A 17,611-nucleotide genomic window follows, 5' to 3' on the forward strand; every position below is an offset into this window, starting at 1 on the left:
GGTTGGACTAATAACTGGCCCCTAGGGCGCTGCAACGCGCCTGAACCCTTGTCCATTGGTTTGCACACAAAGAGAACAAAGCTATGAAACGGATCCTTCTTGGTACTCTCTTCACCGTCGTCTCCCTCAATGCAATGGCAGAAGCACCAGGTGGCCCGAACTGCGGTTGGGGCAACATGTTGTTTGAAGGCCAGCGCGGTACTCCAGCTCACTTCCTCGCTTCCACCACCAACGGCACCTCGGGTAACGCCACTTTCGGCATGACCTCGGGCACCAACGGTTGCAGCACCAACAGCGCCCTGACCTACGGCGGCAAGTCCTGGATTGCCATGAATGGCATGATGAACGAGCTGTCTGAAGACATGGCCAAGGGCAACGGCGAAGCGCTGACCACCTACGCGGTGGTACTGGGCGTTGCACCGGAAGATCGCGATCACTTCGCGGCCGTGACCCACGAGCACTTCCAGCAGATCTTCAGCAAAGCTGACGTGACCGCCGATGACGTGCACAACAACACCCTGGCTGTACTGAAAAGCGATGCCCGCCTGGCAAAATACGCTACCCAGGCTTAAGCTCGACCCGCCCGCGCCTTTCGAGGCGCGGGTTTTACTTTGGACCCGCCTCCCCTTTGGGTCTCACTATTTCCGACTTAAGTTGCCCCTATGCTCAAACGCTTTGCCTGGTTGGCACTCTTCGCCTGCGCCCCGCTGTATGCGGCCCCGCATATTGATGATCAACGTTTGCAGCAATTGGCCAACGATCCGTTCTGGCTGTCTCTGGGCCATTACGAAGCCGGCAAGCTCAAGGGCTGGCGCAGCTATGTCAGCGACAAGAAATTCTTCCTCGCCCCTGATGGCGCGCACCACCCGGACCAGGAACTCAAGGCGACCGTAGAGGCGCTGTACGCCCCGGCCAGCCTCGGCGAAAAACACGCCCAATGTGTTTACCCCGCACGTACGCGCTGGCTCAAGGAACAGTTGCAGCTGACCGACTTGCCCACCCTGGAGTGCAAAGAATTCACTCAGTGGTTCAAGGACGTCGCGCCCCACAGCGCGGTGATGATCTTCCCGGCGGCCTACCTCAACAGCCCGTCGTCGATGTTCGGCCACACGTTGCTGCGCATCGACCAGGCTGACGTGCAAAGAGACAAGACCGCCCTGCTCAGCTACGCGATCAATTTCGGTGCCTACATCGAAGGCTCCGACAACAGCATTCTCTACGCCTGGAAAGGCCTGATGGGCGGCTATCCGGGCCTGTTTGCGTTGGTGCCCTACCAGGAAAAACTCTCGGAGTACCGTAGCCTCGAGAACCGCGACCTGTGGGAATACGGCCTGAACCTCACCCAGGTCGAGACCGAACGCATGGTCCGGCACGTGTGGGAGCTCAAGCAGATCCAGTTCGACTACTTCTTTTTCGACGAAAACTGCTCGTATCGCCTGCTGGAGCTGCTGCAAGTGGCGCGCCCAAGCCTGCGCCTGACCGAGCAATTCCCGCTGACGGCGATCCCCACCGACACCGTCAAGGCGGTGAAAGAGGCTGGCCTGGTGGAGAAGATCGACTATCGCCCGTCCCGTGAACGCGAACTGCTCGAACGTGCCAAGCCGCTGGACAGTAATGAGCAGCAATGGGTACTGAACATCAGCGACGACCAGAAGCAACTGCAGGAGCCCGCCTTCAAGGCGCTGCCCCGCGACCGCCAGGCGCTGATCATCGACGCCGCCTATCGCCTGGGTCGCTACCGCGCCAATGGTCTTGAGCGCGACACCGAACGCTCGCAACGCAGCTTCGAACTGCTGCGCGCGATCAACCAGAACCCGGCGCCAGACCTGAACGTCGAGCGCCCCGGCCTGCCGGAAGACGGCCATGAGTCGCGCACCTGGCAGGCCGGCATCGGCACCCGTGGCAGCAAGACCTTCGGCGAATACGGCCTGCGCATGGCCTACCACGACCTCAACGACAACGCCGAAGGCTTCCCGTTGGGCGCGCAGATTGAAATCCTGCAGATGAAACTGCGCCAGTACGAAGGCAACCACTGGCAACTGCAGCAACTGGACCTGGCCACCATCCGCTCCCTGACCCCACGCAACGCCCTGTTGCAGCCGTGGTCATGGCAAGTGACTGGCGGCCTGGAGCGCGTGCCAGGCAAACACGACGACGAGACCCTCGTGGCCCACGTCAACGGCGGCGCCGGCGGCACCTGGCAACTCACCGACGACATGCTCGGCTTCGCCCTCGGCACCGTGCGCGTGGAACACAACAACGACTTCAGCGAAGCCATCTCCCCGGCTGCCGGGTTCAACACCGGCGTGCTGTGGAAAAACCCGCTGGGCAATTTGAGCCTGGAAGCCAAAGGGGATTTCTTCACCAATGGCGAAGTGCGGCGCAGTGTCAGCCTGAACCAGCAGTGGGAATTGTCGCGCAACCTGGGCCTGCGCCTGAGCGCCCAGCGCGAGTACAGCCACCTGTCCACGCCAGTGAATGAAGTGCTGCTCGAAGTGAAGTGGTATCACTACTGACCTGTGAGACCGGGCGAAGACCTGATGTGGAAGCGGGCTTGCCCGCGAAAGCGGTGTATCAGTAACAACCAGCCTGACTGCCCCACCGCCATCGCAGGCAAGCCAGCTCCCACACGGGCTTTGTGCCAGACCTGAATCCCTTGCCCGCCGCAGTTAAAATGTGGGAGCGGGCTTGCCCGCGAAAGCGGTGTATCAGTAACAACCATACTGACTGCCCCACCGCCATCGCAGGCAAGCCAGCTCCCACACTGGTTTTGTGCCCTGCCTGAATTCTGCGCACGCCGCAGCTCAAATGTGCGAGCGGGCTTGCCCGCGATGGCGGTGTATCAGTAACAACCAGACTGACCGCCCCACCGCCATCGCAGGCAAGCCAGCTCTCACACTGGTTTTGTGCCCCGCCTGAATTCTGCGCACGCCGCAGTTCAAATGTGGGAGCGGGCTTGCCCGCGAAAGCGGTGTATCAGTAACAACCATACTGACTGCCCCACCGCCATCGCAGGCAAGCCAGCTCCCACACTGTTTTTGTGCCTGACCTGAATCCCTTGCCCGCCGCAGCTCAAATGTGGGAGCGGGCTTGCCCGCGAAAGCGGTGTATCAGTAACAACCAGACTGACCGCCCCACCGCCATCGCAGGCAAGCCAGCTCCCATACGGGCTTTGTGCCAGACCTGAATCCCTTGCCCGCCGCAGTTCAAATGTGGGAGCGGGCTTGCCCGCGATAGCGCTCGCTCAGGCAATGATGTATTGACTGACCCACCGCATTCGCGAGCAAGCCCGCTCCCACATTTGGCTCGCGTACATTCAGGCACATCGCATTGCCCATCCCATCAGGAGTTTCATCAACATGGCCGTTAACTGCACCACCCTCGAAGAAGTCCGCGCAAACATCGACCGCCTCGACCAACACATCGTCACGCTGCTGGCCGAGCGCGGCCATTACGTCTCCCAGGCAGCGCGCTTCAAAAAAGACGCCGATGGCGTCAAGGCGCCGCAGCGGGTTGAACAGGTAATCGCCAAGGTGCGGGGTTTATCCGAGGCGGTGGGTGCCAACCCCGAGGTCACTGAGCAGGTGTATCGCGCGATGATTGCGGCGTTTATCCAGCAAGAATTGGCCGAGCATGCCGCGCTGACGACCAACCAAGCGACATAACCTCCTCTGTGGCGAGCGGGCTTGCCCCGCGTTGGGCTGCGCAGCAGCCCCAAGTCTGTGGTCGGGGAGTATCAGATACGCCGCGTTCCTGTTTATTAGGGCGGCTGCGCAGCCCAACGCAGGACAAGCCTGCTCGCCACATAGGCCGGTTCAGCACCTGTGGCGGTGTCAGGCTTTAGGTGGCGGGTGTTATCGCTTGGGTCAGGTCGTCCACGACGGCTTTGCCCATCTCGCGCAGCTAATGCGCGGTCCAGGCATATTGTTCGCCGCGTCGTAATGGCCCTTTAACCCAACACCTTTCTCACCTCTCTTTCACACCGGCCCGACAAATCCCTGACTAGACTCACCCTATCAGCCGTGAAACGGTCAGGGAGTACGCCATGTGGCGGTCTGCGGTAATGCTGTGCGCGGTAGTGTGGTTGTCAGGTTGCCAATCAACCCACCAGGATTTGCTGGCCAAAGGTTATCCACCGGCCTTTGCCGATGGCTTTGATGACGGTTGCAGCAGCGGTCGCCAGGCCGCCGGTGTGATCAGCGGGGAGTTTCGCAAGAACGTGCCGCGGTATCTGAAAGACCGCCAGTACGCCGAAGGCTGGGAAGACGGCTTTCGCCAGTGCAAGGCCATGCGCGAGAACGAAGAGTTGCGCGACTACAAGGACAACCACTGGGATGACCGCGAACGGGACTGGCAGCAGGAAAAAGACCGTGACGCCGCCAAGGCTTATCGCGCGCAGTAGGTCGCTTTCAGACATCCATCGAAACTAAAGCGCGGCGAACATGGCCCAAACTCCATTGAAGGAGATTGTCATGAGCCGAGCTTTTGTTAACGAAGACAACGCTGCCGCCCAGGCCGACCAACCGGTAGAGCGCCAGGTCAGTGAGCAACCCAACCACCTCACCGCGCAAGGGTTGGCGCAATTGCAGGCCAAGGTCGCGCAGTTGCAGCACGAATACAGCCTCGAGTCTGCCAAGGACGACAAACAGCGCCAGGCAGATCTTGAGCGGGACCTGCGCTACTTCAACCAGCGGGTGCAAAGCGCCCAAGTGGTGGCGCCGGCGACGTCCACCCACAAGGTGCAGATCGGCAGCTGGGTCACCTTTGCCAACGAACAGGACGAACACCAGCGCATTCAGTTGGTGGGTGAAGACCAGGCCGACGCCGCCGCCAATCTGATCAACTGGGGTTCGCCTCTGGGCCGCGCATTATTGGGCGCCGAGGTGGGCGACGAGGTGCTGTGGAAGCGCCCCGTCGGTGATCAAGTGATCGAAGTGCTGCGCGTCGAGCCCGAGGTTTAGACGATGCCTTGGGCCAGCATCGCGTCAGCGACTTTTACGAAGCCTGCGATATTTGCACCTTTCACGTAGTTGACCCGGCCGTTTTCTTCGCCGTAGTGCACGCAGGCGTGGTGGATCGACTGCATGATGTTGTGCAACTTGCTGTCGACCTCGCCTGCGGTCCACAGCAGGCGCATGGCGTTCTGCGACATTTCCAGGCCGCTGACGGCCACACCGCCGGCGTTGGAGGCTTTGCCCGGGGCGAACAGAATGCCGGCTTCGATAAAGATATCCACAGCCGCAAGCGTGGTCGGCATGTTGGCACCTTCTGCGACGCACAGGCAGCCGTTGCGCAATAGGGTGCGCGCCGCGTCGGCGTCGAGTTCGTTTTGGGTCGCGCATGGCAGGGCAATGTCGCAGGCCAGTTCCCAGGGCGTTTTACCGGCGCGAAATTCCAGTCCGTAACGGGTAGCCAGTTCGCTGATGCGCCCGCGCTGCACGTTTTTCAGCTCCAGCAGGGCCGACCATTGCGCCTCGGTCAACCCGCTTTCGGCGTACAGGGTGCCTTCGGAGTCAGACAAAGAAATCACCTTGCCGCCCAGGTCCATAACCTTGCGCGCCGCGTACTGCGCGACGTTGCCGGAACCAGAGATCGCCACGCGCTTGCCTTCAACCCGCTGACCGTCGCGCTTGAGCATTGCTTCGGCGAAATACACGCAGCCAAAGCCGGTAGCCTCGGGGCGGATCAGGCTGCCGCCGTACGTCATACCTTTGCCGGTCAGCACCGAGGTGAACTGGTTGCTGAGGCGTTTGTACTGGCCAAACAGGAAGCCGATTTCGCGCGCGCCCACGCCGATATCGCCGGCCGGCACATCCACGTCGGCGCCGATGTGGCGGTACAGCTCGCTCATGAACGCCTGGCAGAAACGCATCACTTCGGCGTCGCTCTTGCCCTTGGGGTCAAAGTCCGAACCGCCTTTGCCGCCGCCCATGGGCAGCGAGGTCAGGGAGTTTTTGAACGTCTGCTCGAAGGCGAGGAATTTCAGTACGCCCAGGTTCACCGAGGGGTGAAAGCGCAAGCCGCCTTTGTAGGGGCCGATGGCGCTGTTCATCTGGATACGAAAGCCGCGATTGACCTGGACCTTGCCGTGATCATCCACCCACGACACCCGGAAGGTGATCGCGCGTTCCGGCTCGCAGATGCGCTCCAGAATGCCCGAGGTCAGGTAGTGGGGGTTGGCTTCGAGAAACGGCCACAAGCTGCGCAGGACTTCTTCTACGGCTTGGTGGAATTCTGGCTGGTCGGGGTCGCGTTTCTTGAGGCGGGCGAGGAAGGACTCAACGGATTCGATCATGAAGAAGTCTCGGCAAATTGATTGTTTTTAAAGGAGATTGAGCCGGACCTTAGCAATTCATGTTGCACCTGAAAAGCGCAAAATGTCGCCTTTGTGAATTTAAATGGTGCATTGGATATAAATAACTGGGCTTTTTTGCACCAGAAAAGGGATTTCAAATCAGAGAATGCACCAGCAGTTAAACCGCTTTCGCAGGCAAGCCAGTTCCCACATTTGATCGGGTTTCCAATTTGAAATGCGGTCAAAGGTGGGAGCTGGCTTGCCTGCGATAAATCCACCTCGTGCACCTGAATCACACGCAAAAAAAAACGGAGCCCGAAGGCTCCGTTTTTTCCAACCAGCCCAAATCAGGCCAGTTTTTTGTGGCGCACGCGGTGCGGCTGGGCAGCAGCTTCGCCCAAGCGCTTTTTACGGTCCGCTTCGTACTCGGTGTAGTTACCTTCGAAGAACACCGCTTGGGAGTCGTCTTCGTACGCCAGGATGTGGGTCGCGACGCGGTCAAGGAACCACCGATCGTGAGAGATCACAATGGCGGCGCCCGGGAAGTCCAGCAGGGCTTCTTCCAGCGAACGCAGGGTTTCAACGTCGAGGTCGTTTGACGGTTCGTCGAGCAGCAACACGTTGCCGCCTTCTTTCAAGGTCAGGGCCAGGTGCAAGCGGCCGCGCTCACCACCGGACAGGTCCTTGACGAACTTCTGCTGGTCGCCGCCCTTGAAGTTGAAACGGCCGACGTAGGTGCGCGACGGGATTTCATAGTTGCCGATGCGGATCTGGTCGGAACCGTCGGAGATTTGCTGGAACACAGTCTTGCTGCCATCCAGGTCTTCGCGGCTCTGGTCGACACAGGCCAGCTGCACGGTTTCGCCGACTTCGATAGTGCCCGAATCCGGGGTTTCCTTGCCCATCAGCATGCGGAACAGGGTGGATTTACCCGCACCGTTACCGCCGATAACGCCGACGATCGCGCCTTTTGGCATGGAGAACGACAGGTTGTCGATCAGCACGCGGTCGCCATAGCCTTTGGTGACGTTCTTGAACTCGATGACCTTGTCACCCAGGCGCGGGCCGGCCGGGATGTAGATCTCGTTGGTTTCGCTGCGCTTCTGGAATTCCTGCGACTGCATTTCTTCAAAGCGTTGCAGACGAGCCTTGGATTTGGACTGGCGGGCCTTGGCGCCTTTGCGCACCCACTCCAGTTCTTCCTTCATGGCTTTTTCGTGGGCCGATTGCTGCTTGGATTCGGCGGCCAGACGGTCGGACTTGGCTTCCAGCCAACCGGAGTAGTTGCCCTCGTAAGGGATACCGGCGCCACGGTCGAGTTCCAGAATCCAGCCGGCGACGTTGTCCAGGAAGTACCGGTCGTGCGTGATCGCAACCACGGTGCCCGGGAAATCGTGAAGGAAGTGTTCCAGCCAGGCGACGGAATCGGCGTCCAAGTGGTTGGTCGGTTCGTCGAGCAACAGCATGTCGGGGGCCGACAGCAGCAGGCGGCACAGGGCCACGCGACGCTTTTCACCACCGGAGAGGAATTCGACCTTGGCGTCCCACGCCGGCAGGCGCAGCGCATCGGCGGCGACTTCCAGCTGGCGCTCCAGGTTGTGACCGTCGCCGGCCTGCAGGATGGCTTCGAGCTTGGCCTGTTCGGCGGCCAGTTTGTCGAAGTCGGCATCCGGTTCGGCGTAGGCGGCGTAGACCTCATCCAGACGCGCCTGGGCGTCCTTGATCACGCTCACGGCCTCTTCGACCACTTCGCGCACGGTCTTGGTCGGGTCCAGGATCGGCTCTTGCGGCAGGTAGCCGATGTTCAGCTCGGGCATCGGGCGGGCTTCGCCTTCGAACTCGGTGTCGACACCGGCCATGATTTTCAGCAGCGTGGACTTACCCGAACCGTTAAGGCCAAGCACGCCGATCTTGGCGCCAGGGAAGAAGGACAGCGAAATGTTTTTCAGGATTTCCCGCTTCGGCGGAACAACTTTTCCCAGCCGATGCATGGTGAAGACGTATTGAGCCATGGTGAACCTAGCGTCAGTGACTGATGAATTGAGCGGGCGAAGCCCGTGCAGGCCATGCGCCGCGCGGGCCGTTGACGGTGGTCAATGCCTTCGTGCGCAAAAAGCCTGAATGTCTGGGGCTGGAACGCCCCCGCGTAACCGGCAAAGCTACCTGAATGCGCTTGGTCAGTCCAGCCAGGCAGGGCTGGCACTTTGCCACAAGTCAAGGCATGCTAGCCGCCCTCCGGGCGTCCGGCTTATAGTGCACGTCGCGCGCCAGTCTAGCCAAACCGCAGGATCACAGCTTGTCCAAAGTCACGCCGCCCACTCCCCTGCGCGCCGCTCATATAGCGCCGGGAGCGCCCCTGCACGGCACCCTCAAAGGCGCATTGGCGACGCTTGTCCTGCTGCTGCTCGCGTTATTGTTCTGGCAACTGCTGGACCAACTGCAGCAAAACCAGAAAAACCAACAGCAATACACCATCGACTACAGCGCCGACCTGGCTGAACAGATCAGCTTGAACATGGCCCTGAGCGCCAAAATCGCCCTGAATTTGCTGCCGATGGTCGAGCCGCCGCGCAATGACGAACAGCAACAGGCGCTGGTGCGCACCTTGCAACGTTCGCTGCCGGAACTGCGCAGTGTCGCCCTGCTCGCCCCCAGCGGCGCGATGATCAGCGACAGCGCCAAAGACAGCCAGGACAGCGCCTGGCTTGAAGAGCTGGTACAGCGCAGTCACTCGCAACCTTATTACCTGAGCAATAATCCCGACGGCACGATCATCTATTTATTGCTGCACCAGCCCAGCGGCGGCTCGCGGATGTATTGGGCGCTGCGCCTGGCGCCCAACTACCTGGTCAACCTGACCCGCCAGGACGGCCAGGGCCAGCGCCCGATGTGGGCCATCGAGAACCGCCTCAACCACCGCGTGGTCAGCCGTGACAGCGGCATGCCGGCGCAATGGGCCTCTGCGCTGACCCCGGACGAATTGAACAAAAGCGTACTGGTCACGCCACTGAGCAAAAGTGACTGGCAGTTGCGCGGGCTGTTCGACCGCAGCGCCGTGCTGGAGCAACTGCTGCCGGCCTTCATCGGCAAATGCCTGCTGGGCCTGGCCTTTTCGCTGATCCCGGTGATCGTGCTGCTGAACATGCGTCGTCGCCAGCGCCAGGTGCATGAGGGCCGGCGCCGCTATCAGGATATTTTCGAAGGCACCGGCGTGGCGCTTTGTGTGCTCGATCTGTCGGGGTTGAAGGCCTTTTTCGACAAAACCAACATGCGCACCCGCGAGCAATCACAGGCCTGGCTGCACACCCACGTCCAAGAACGCCAGCAACTGCTCAAGGAGTTACGCGTCACCGAGGTCAACCAGGTGGCTGTGCGCCTGTTGAACGTCAGTTCTTGCGAGCAAGCCTGGGAGCGTCTGATCGATGACTGCCCGCGCAACGCCACGGCCATCGGCTATCAGGTTCTGGAAGCCGTACTGACCCAGCAAAAACAGCTGGAGCTGGAAATTCAGCTCAACGACCTCGCCGGCAACGACCAGTACCTGTGGCTAGTGATGCGCCTGCCCGAGCAGCAGGACGACTTCAAGGCGGTCATCCTCAGTATCAGTGACATCACCAGCCGCAAGCTGATCGAGCTGTCGCTGGTGGAGCGTGAGCGTTTCTGGTCAGACGTGGTGCGCACCGTGCCGGATCACCTGTATGTGCAGGACGTGATCAGCCAGCGGATGATTTTCAGCAACCACCATTTGGGCCACACCCTTGGCTATAACAGAGCCGAACTGGCGCAAATGGGCGAGTACTTCTGGGAAATCCTGCTGCACCCCGACGATGCCCAGTATTACCACGACCTGCGCCAGCAACAACGTGAAGTCGGCTACACCACGCAGCTACATTGCCAACTGCGCTTTCGGCACCGCAACAACCAATGGCGCCGCTTCGATATCCGCGAGCAAGCCCTGGCCCGCGACAAGACGGCGGTGGTCACGCGCATTATCGGCGTGGCCAAAGACATTACCGATCAGATAGAAGCCAGCGAGTCCCTGCGCGACAGCGAGCAGCGCTACCGCATGCTGGCTGAAAGCATCAGCGACGTGATTTGCTCCACCGACAGCCAGTTGGCCCTCAACTACATCAGCCCATCGGTCAATGCCGTGCTGGGTTATGACGTGGATTGGGTGTTCAAGAATGGCTGGCAGTCGATCATCGCCAACCCGCAACAACTGTCCGGCATTTACAGCCTGATGGAGCAGGTCAGCCGCTCGCTGGGCGACACTGCGGCGCTGAACAAGCTGCGCGATGACGTACAAACCCAGCTGTTCCTGTTCGACTGCCTGCGCGCCGATGGCCGCAAGGTGCCGATCGAGCTGCGCCTGGTGCTGGTGTGGGACGAACACGGCGCGTTTGAAGGCATCCTCGGCGTGGGCCGCGATATCAGCCAGCAACGCCGCGCCGAAAAAGACCTGCGCATGGCGGCCACGGTATTCGAACACTCCACTTCAGCGATCCTGATCACCGACCCGGCCGGTTATATCGTGCAGGCCAACGAGGCCTTCAGCCGGGTCAGCGGCTATGCCGTCGCGGATGTGCTCGACCAGTTGCCGAACATGCTCACCGTTGACGAACAACAGGAAGCCCACCTGCGTTATGTGCTCAAGCAACTGCACCAGCACAGCACCTGGGAAGGCGAAGTGTGGCTCAAGCGCCGCAACGGCGAGCATTACCCGGCGTGGGTGGGCATTACCGCCGTGTTCGATGATGAAGGCGACCTGGCCAGCTACGTGTGCTTCTTCAGTGACATCAGCGAGCGCAAGGCCAGCGAGCAGCGCATCCACCGCCTGGCGTATTACGACGCCCTGACCCACCTGCCCAACCGCACGCTGTTCCAGGACCGCCTGCACACGGCCCTGCAGGCAGCGGAACGGCAGAAGTCGTGGGTGGTGTTGATGTTCCTCGACCTCGACCGTTTCAAGCCGATCAACGACTCCCTGGGCCACGCCGCCGGCGACCGCATGCTCAAGGAAATGGCCACGCGCCTGCTGGGCTGCGTGGCTGAAGACGACACCGTGGCGCGCATGGGCGGCGACGAGTTCACCTTGCTCTTGCAACCACGGGTGAGCCGCGACATGGCGCTGAACCGCGCGATTCACGTGGCCGAGCAGATCCTGGCCAGCCTGGTGAGGCCGTTTGTGCTCGAAGGCCGCGAGTTCTTTGTGACCGCCAGTATCGGTATCGCCTTGAGCCCGCAGGACGGCAACGAACTGAGCCAGCTGATGAAGAACGCCGACACCGCGATGTACCACGCCAAGGAACGCGGCAAAAACAACTTCCAGTTCTATCAGGCGGACATGAACGCCAGCGCCCTGGAGCGTCTGGAGCTGGAAAGCGACCTGCGCCACGCGCTGGATCAGAACGAATTCGTGCTGTATTACCAGCCGCAGTTCAGTGGCGATGGCAAACGCTTGACCGGCGCCGAAGCCCTGCTGCGCTGGCGCCACCCACGTCGCGGGCTGGTGCCGCCAGGTGATTTCATTCCGGTGCTGGAAGAGTTGGGACTGGTGGTGGACGTGGGCGACTGGGTGCTCAGCGAGGCCTGTCGCCAGCTCAAGACCTGGCACCAGAACAAGGTGCGGGTGCCGAAAGTCTCGGTGAACATCTCGGCGCGGCAGTTCTCCGATGGCCAACTGGGCGAGCGCATCGCCGCCATTCTCAGGGACACCGGCCTGCCGCCGGCGTGCCTGGAGCTGGAGCTGACCGAAAGTATCCTGATGCGCGAAGTCAACGAAGCGATGCAGATCCTCGCCAGCCTGAAAAACCTCGGGCTGAGCATCGCGGTCGACGACTTTGGCACGGGTTATTCGTCGCTCAACTACCTCAAGCAATTCCCCATCGACGTGTTGAAGATCGACCGCACTTTTGTCGATGGCCTGCCCTCCGGCGAGCAAGACGCGCAAATCGCCCGCGCCATTATCGCCATGGCCCACAGCCTGAACCTGGCGGTAATCGCCGAGGGTGTGGAAACCCATGAGCAGCTGGACTTCCTGCGCGAGCATGGCTGCGATGAAGTGCAGGGGTATCTGTTTGGGCGGCCGATGCCGGCGAATCGGTTTGAGGCGCAGTTCAGTAACGACGCGCTGTTCATGTTCGACTGAGATCTTGCGGTGCGGCTGATGGCCTCATCGCGGGCAAGCCCGCTCCCACATTTTGATCCGTGAACCCATTCAAGTGTGGGAGGGGGCTTGCCCCCGATAGGGCCAGCACAGTCACCGCTTATCCCCAGATGAGCCCCACTTGTCCGCGACATGATGTCCTTTCATATGCCATCTAAAACCCATTGGGTTAGAATGCCCTCCTTTTCTGCCCCCGATCCTTGAGGACCGCCATGTTCAGCCGTGATTTGACTATTGCCAAGTACGACGCCGATCTCTTTGCCGCCATGGAGCAAGAAGCCGTGCGCCAGGAAGAGCACATTGAGCTGATCGCTTCGGAAAACTACACCAGCCCAGCGGTCATGGAGGCTCAAGGTTCGGTTCTGACCAACAAGTACGCCGAAGGCTACCCAGGCAAGCGCTACTACGGTGGTTGCGAGTACGTCGACGTGGTTGAGCAGTTGGCCATTGACCGTGCCAAGGAACTGTTCGGCGCCGATTACGCCAACGTCCAGCCGCACGCCGGCTCCCAAGCCAACAGCGCCGTGTACCTGGCCCTGCTGCAAGGCGGCGACACCATCCTGGGCATGAGCCTGGCTCACGGCGGTCACCTGACCCACGGCGCCAGCGTTTCCTCCTCCGGCAAGCTGTACAACGCCGTTCAGTACGGTATCGATGCCAACGGCCTGATCGACTACGACGAAGTCGAGCGTCTGGCGGTTGAACACAAGCCTAAAATGATCGTGGCCGGTTTCTCTGCCTACTCGCAGATTCTGGACTTCCCACGTTTCCGCGCCATCGCTGACAAAGTCGGCGCCTACCTGTTCGTTGACATGGCTCACGTAGCCGGTCTGGTCGCCGCTGGCGTCTACCCGAACCCGGTGCCTTACGCTGACGTGGTCACCACCACTACGCACAAAACCCTGCGCGGCCCACGTGGCGGCCTGATCCTGGCGCGCGCCAACGCCGAGATCGAGAAGAAGCTGAACTCCGCCGTATTCCCAGGCGCCCAAGGTGGCCCGCTGGAGCACGTCATCGCCGCCAAAGCGATCTGCTTCAAAGAAGCCTTGCAGCCTGAGTTCAAGACTTACCAGCAACAAGTGGTCAAGAACGCCAAGGCCATGGCCGGCGTGTTCATCGAACGCGGCTACGACGTGGTGTCCGGCGGTACTGAAAACCACCTGTTCCTGCTGTCGCTGATCAAGCAGGACATTTCCGGTAAAGATGCTGACGCTGCCCTGGGCAAAGCCTTCATCACCGTGAACAAAAACTCCGTGCCGAACGACCCACGTTCGCCGTTCGTCACCTCCGGCCTGCGCTTCGGCACCCCGGCTGTGACCACGCGCGGCTTCAAGGAAGCAGAGTGCAAAGAACTGGCTGGCTGGATCTGCGACATCCTGGCTGACCTGAACAACGAAGCCGTGATCGACGCGGTGCGTGAGAAGGTCAAGGCCATCTGCAAAAAGCTGCCGGTGTACGGCGCTTGATTGCAATAGCTTGAATAAAAAGCCCGGCCTTAGCGCCGGGCTTTTTTATGGCCAAATTTCAACTTGAAATGCAATCACCTGTGGGAGCTGGCTTGCCTGCGATAGCGGCCTGTCAACGGGCACATCATTGCCTGACCCACCGCAATCGCAGGCAAGCCAGCGCCCACAGTGGACCGTGTTTCAAGTCAGGATTGGTAGACCTTGGCAAAGCCGTCGCGGATTTTGTCTTCCGGTAACTCATCAGCAATAAACACAATCACACTTTCGCGCGCCTCGCCCTCGGCCCATTCGGTGTCCCAATCGAACCCGTAAAGCTTGAGCACGCCCTGGAACACCATGCGCCGGTCTTCGCCGTCAATGTTCAGTACGCCCTTGTAGCGCAGCAGTTGCTTGCCGTGGTCTTCCAGCAGCTCGTTCATGAACTCGCTGAGGCGGTCGATATCCAGCGGCTGGTCGGTGCGCAGCACCAGGCTGGAAATGCGGTCGATGGCCGGCGCCGCGCTGACCGGGCGCAGGCTCATGCCGGCGTTGAGGTTGAAGCCGCGCACATCGAGCAATTCCGCCAGGTCGATGGCGCCGTGGTCGACCACACGGATCAGCGCGCGCCGGTTGATGCGGGTCAGGCGCTGGCTGAGGGCGTCGAAGGTCGCTGCGTCCACCAGGTCGCGCTTGCTCACCAGCAGGCGGTCGGCAAAACCGATCTGGGCCTGGGCGATCGTCTGGGTCAGGTGGTGTTCGGCGTGGGCCGCGTCCACCAAGGTGATGATGCCGTCGAGGAGGTAGCGCTCGCGCAGTTCTTCGTCGATGAAAAAGGTCTGGGCCACCGGTGCCGGGTCGGCCAGGCCGGTGCACTCGATCACCAGGCGGTCGAAGGCAATCTCGCCGCTGTCCAGGCGCTCGAGCAGCAGGTACAGGGCTTTGGTCAGGTCGGTGTGGATGGTGCAGCACACGCACCCGTTGGACAGGGTCATGACCTGCACCGGTTCTGCGCCCAGCAGCTGGGTGTCGATACCGGCGTCACTGAATTCGTTTTCGATCACGGCGATTTTCAAGCCGTGCTCGGCCTTGAGCAGGTGGCGCAGCAAGGTGGTTTTGCCGGCGCCGAGAAAGCCGCTGAGGATGGTGACGGGGATGGGAGAGGACAAAGACAGTTCTCCTAATAACTGAAGGAACACAAAACAAATGTGGGAGCGGGCTTGCTCGCGAAGGCGGTGTATCAGTCGAAGTCAGCATCAACTGACAGACCGCCTTCGCGAGCAAGCCCGCTCCCACAGAGGATCACTGCAAACCCGAGAACCGGGCTAGCAGCACTTGGGCCCACCCTTGCCACCGTAACGGGCTTCCTGGCGCTCCCGGAAGAACGCCTTGTAGTCCATCACCGGTTTGTCCGGGTGTTTGGTTTGCATATGCTCGACGTAGGTGTCGTAGTCGGGCATGCCGACCATCAGGCGCGCGGCCTGACCGAGGTATTTACCGAGGCGACTGATGTCATTGAACATGGTTGCAATCCTCGATTACGCGTCCGGAACCGCCTGGAACGGGGCTTCTTTATCCGTACGTTCTTTGTTGCCCCAGGCGGCGACGCCGACCTTGAGCGCATAGAACAGGATGCTGAACACCACGAACAGGAACAGCGCCGTGAGCGTTGCGTTGGTGTAGGCGTTCCAGATCACGTGTTGCATCTGGTCGATGTTCTTGGCCGGCGCCAGGATCTGGCCACCAGCCAGGGCATCGCTGTACTTCTTGGCCAGCGACAGGAAGCCAATCGCAGGGTTCGCGTCGAACAACTTGATGAAGCCCGCCGTGGTGGTGCAGATCAGCAGCCAGACCGCCGGCAGCATGGTCACCCAGATGTAGCGCTGGCGTTTCATTTTGATCAGCACAACCGTGGCGAGCATCAGCGCGATCCCGGCCAGCATCTGGTTGGAGATACCGAACAGCGGCCACAAGGTGTTGATGCCGCCCAGTGGGTCGATCACGCCTTGGTACAGCAGGTAACCCCACATTGCCACGCAACCTGCGGTTGCAATGAGGTTGGCGGTCCAGGATTCGGTGCGCTTGAGCGACGGCACGAAGGAGCCGAGCAAGTCCTGAAGCATGAAGCGACCGGCACGGGTACCGGCGTCAACTGCCGTCAGGATGAACAGCGCTTCGAACAGGATCGCAAAGTGGTACCAGAACGCCATGGTGTTTTCACCCGGCAACACACTGTGCAGGATCTGCGCGATACCTACCGCGAGGGTCGGCGCACCGCCGGCACGTGCCAGGATGGTGGTTTCGCCAATGTCATGGGCCACTGCTTGCAGCGCTTCCGGCGTAATCGCAAAACCCCAGCTGCTGACGGTTTGTGCCACGGCCATCACATCACCGCCGACCACGGCGGCCGGGCTGTTCATGGCGAAGTACACGCCAGGCTCGATCACCGACGCGGCAACCATTGCCATGATGGCCACGAACGATTCCATCAGCATCGCGCCGTAACCGATGTACCGGGCGTTGACTTCGTTATCCAGCAGCTTGGGCGTGGTGCCCGAGGAAATCAGCGCGTGGAACCCCGAAACCGCGCCACAGGCGATGGTGATGAACAGGAACGGGAACAGGCCGCCCTTCCACACCGGACCGGTGCCGTCGATGAACTGGGTCAGCGCCGGCATTTTCAGCTCTGGCATGGTGACCAGAATGCCGATCGCCAGGGCAATGATGGTGCCGATTTTGAGGAAGGTGGAGAGGTAGTCACGCGGCGCCAGGATCAGCCACACCGGCAGTACTGCGGCAACGAAGCCGTAGCCGATCAGCATCCAGGTGATTTGGATCCCGGTGAAGGAGAACGCCTTGGCCCATACCGGGTCAGCGGCAATCTGCCCGCCCAGCCAGATCGAACCGAGCAGCAACAGCACGCCGATCACCGAGATTTCACCAATGCGGCCCGGGCGGATGTAGCGCATGTACACGCCCATGAACATCGCAATCGGGATGGTCGCCATTACGGTGAAGATGCCCCATGGGCTCTCGGCCAGGGCCTTGACCACGATCAGCGCCAGCACCGCGAGGATGATGATCATGATCAGGAAGCAGCCAAACAGCGCGATGGTCCCCGGGATGCGGCCCATCTCTTCGCGAACCATGTCGCCAAGGGAACGGCCATTGCGACGGGTGGACAGGAACAGGACCATGAAGTCTTGCACTGCACCGGCCAGCACCACGCCGGCAATCAGCCACAGGGTGCCGGGCAGGTAGCCCATTTGCGCCGCCAGTACCGGGCCGACCAGCGGGCCTGCACCGGCAATCGCCGCAAAGTGGTGACCGAAAAGAATGTGTTTGTTGGTCGGCACATAGTCCAGACCGTCATTGTTGAGCACTGCGGGGGTGGCCCGCCGTGGATCGAGTTGCATCACGTTGTTAGCGATGAACAGGCTGTAGTAACGGTACGCAACCAGGTAGATGGCCACAGCAGCGACCACAATCCACAAGGCGTTGATCGCCTCGCCGCGGCGCAAGGCCACTACGCCAAGGGCGCACGCTCCTACGATTGCCAGCACCAGCCAGGGTAGGTGGCGTAGCAGGCTATTATTATTTTTCATTTTTATATTCCAGCCAGGGTGGACAGAAAGGACAGCGAATCCGAGTTTAGCGCTGTTGGCTTTAAAGACCACCCCCCTACATTGGTCTAGAGCCTTGCACGGG

At 60.8% G+C, this 17,611-nt stretch carries 13 protein-coding genes and 1 pseudogene; 7 read left to right on the top strand and 7 right to left on the bottom strand.

Translation table 11 applies throughout. The features are described 5' to 3' along the window. The first annotated feature begins 83 nt into the window (after positions 1–83). From AB5I78_RS25155 to AB5I78_RS25165, 3 genes are all read left to right on the top strand, one after another. Positions 84–572, top strand: a complete 489-nt coding sequence (locus AB5I78_RS25155) for a DUF3015 domain-containing protein (protein WP_083356699.1) — start codon at positions 84–86, stop codon at positions 570–572. A gap of 90 nt (positions 573–662) precedes the next feature. After that, positions 663–2,516, top strand: a complete 1,854-nt coding sequence (locus tag AB5I78_RS25160) for a DUF4105 domain-containing protein (RefSeq protein WP_369302478.1) — start codon at positions 663–665, stop codon at positions 2,514–2,516. An 843-nt stretch (positions 2,517–3,359) separates the two neighbouring features. Beyond that, positions 3,360–3,665 carry a chorismate mutase gene (locus AB5I78_RS25165; RefSeq protein WP_145162207.1) on the top strand — a complete coding sequence of 102 codons (306 nt, stop codon included), beginning with the start codon at positions 3,360–3,362 and terminating at the stop codon, positions 3,663–3,665. Positions 3,666–3,840: 175 nt separating this feature from the next. Here AB5I78_RS25165 and AB5I78_RS25170 read toward each other — a convergent pair. Then, positions 3,841–3,936, bottom strand: a pseudogene (locus tag AB5I78_RS25170) (DUF3077 domain-containing protein); the annotation flags it as partial. 109 nt (positions 3,937–4,045) lie between these two features. On the opposite strand from AB5I78_RS25170, the gene AB5I78_RS25175 reads away from it, so the two are divergent. Both AB5I78_RS25175 and AB5I78_RS25180 read left to right on the top strand, forming a co-directional pair. Beyond that, entirely contained in the window at positions 4,046–4,402 is a 357-nt protein-coding gene (locus AB5I78_RS25175) for a hypothetical protein (RefSeq protein ID WP_242200372.1), read from the top strand. A gap of 70 nt (positions 4,403–4,472) precedes the next feature. Continuing rightward, positions 4,473–4,961 (top strand): GreA/GreB family elongation factor, encoded by a 489-nt coding sequence (locus tag AB5I78_RS25180; RefSeq protein ID WP_369302477.1) that lies wholly within the window; start codon positions 4,473–4,475, stop codon positions 4,959–4,961. On the opposite strand, the gene gdhA is transcribed toward AB5I78_RS25180, so the two are convergent. From gdhA to ettA, 3 genes are all read right to left on the bottom strand, one after another. Continuing rightward, a complete protein-coding gene (gene gdhA, locus AB5I78_RS25185) occupies positions 4,958–6,295 on the bottom strand; it encodes an NADP-specific glutamate dehydrogenase (protein WP_369302476.1) in 1,338 nt (445 codons plus the stop codon). The two genes, AB5I78_RS25180 and gdhA, sit on opposite strands and share 4 nt — an antisense overlap. Beyond that, positions 6,292–6,573, bottom strand: coding sequence for a hypothetical protein (locus tag AB5I78_RS25190; RefSeq protein WP_369302475.1), 282 nt, complete (start codon positions 6,571–6,573; stop codon positions 6,292–6,294). The genes gdhA and AB5I78_RS25190 overlap by 4 nt, the downstream gene beginning before the upstream one ends. A 69-nt stretch (positions 6,574–6,642) precedes the next feature. Continuing rightward, positions 6,643–8,307, bottom strand: coding sequence for an energy-dependent translational throttle protein EttA (gene ettA / locus AB5I78_RS25195; protein ID WP_053137900.1), 1,665 nt, complete (start codon positions 8,305–8,307; stop codon positions 6,643–6,645). A gap of 284 nt (positions 8,308–8,591) precedes the next feature. On the opposite strand from ettA, the gene AB5I78_RS25200 reads away from it, so the two are divergent. Next, the gene (locus AB5I78_RS25200) at positions 8,592–12,443 is read left to right on the top strand and encodes an EAL domain-containing protein (protein ID WP_369302474.1); all 3,852 of its coding nucleotides are present in this window, start codon (positions 8,592–8,594) and stop codon (positions 12,441–12,443) included. A gap of 230 nt (positions 12,444–12,673) precedes the next feature. Continuing rightward, on the top strand, positions 12,674–13,927 hold the full coding sequence (gene glyA, locus AB5I78_RS25205; protein ID WP_145162219.1) for a serine hydroxymethyltransferase: 1,254 nt from the start codon (positions 12,674–12,676) through the stop codon (positions 13,925–13,927). A gap of 185 nt (positions 13,928–14,112) precedes the next feature. Here glyA and yjiA read toward each other — a convergent pair whose 3' ends face one another. The 3 genes from yjiA to AB5I78_RS25220 all read right to left on the bottom strand — a co-directional run bounded on the left by yjiA (position 14,113) and on the right by AB5I78_RS25220 (position 17,508). Further along, positions 14,113–15,072: a GTPase gene (gene yjiA / locus AB5I78_RS25210; RefSeq protein ID WP_369302473.1), complete on the bottom strand. Its 960-nt coding sequence runs from the start codon at positions 15,070–15,072 to the stop codon at positions 14,113–14,115. 156 nt (positions 15,073–15,228) lie between these two features. Further along, complete coding sequence (locus AB5I78_RS25215) at positions 15,229–15,426, bottom strand: YbdD/YjiX family protein (protein WP_003194308.1); 198 nt, start codon at positions 15,424–15,426, stop codon at positions 15,229–15,231. 15 nt (positions 15,427–15,441) lie between these two features. Then, complete coding sequence (locus AB5I78_RS25220) at positions 15,442–17,508, bottom strand: carbon starvation CstA family protein (RefSeq protein WP_106579291.1); 2,067 nt, start codon at positions 17,506–17,508, stop codon at positions 15,442–15,444. Positions 17,509–17,611: the final 103 nt, after the last annotated feature.

It is taken from the genome of Pseudomonas sp. N2-3-1-14, from assembly GCF_041228395.1.
Classification (GTDB): domain Bacteria; phylum Pseudomonadota; class Gammaproteobacteria; order Pseudomonadales; family Pseudomonadaceae; genus Aquipseudomonas.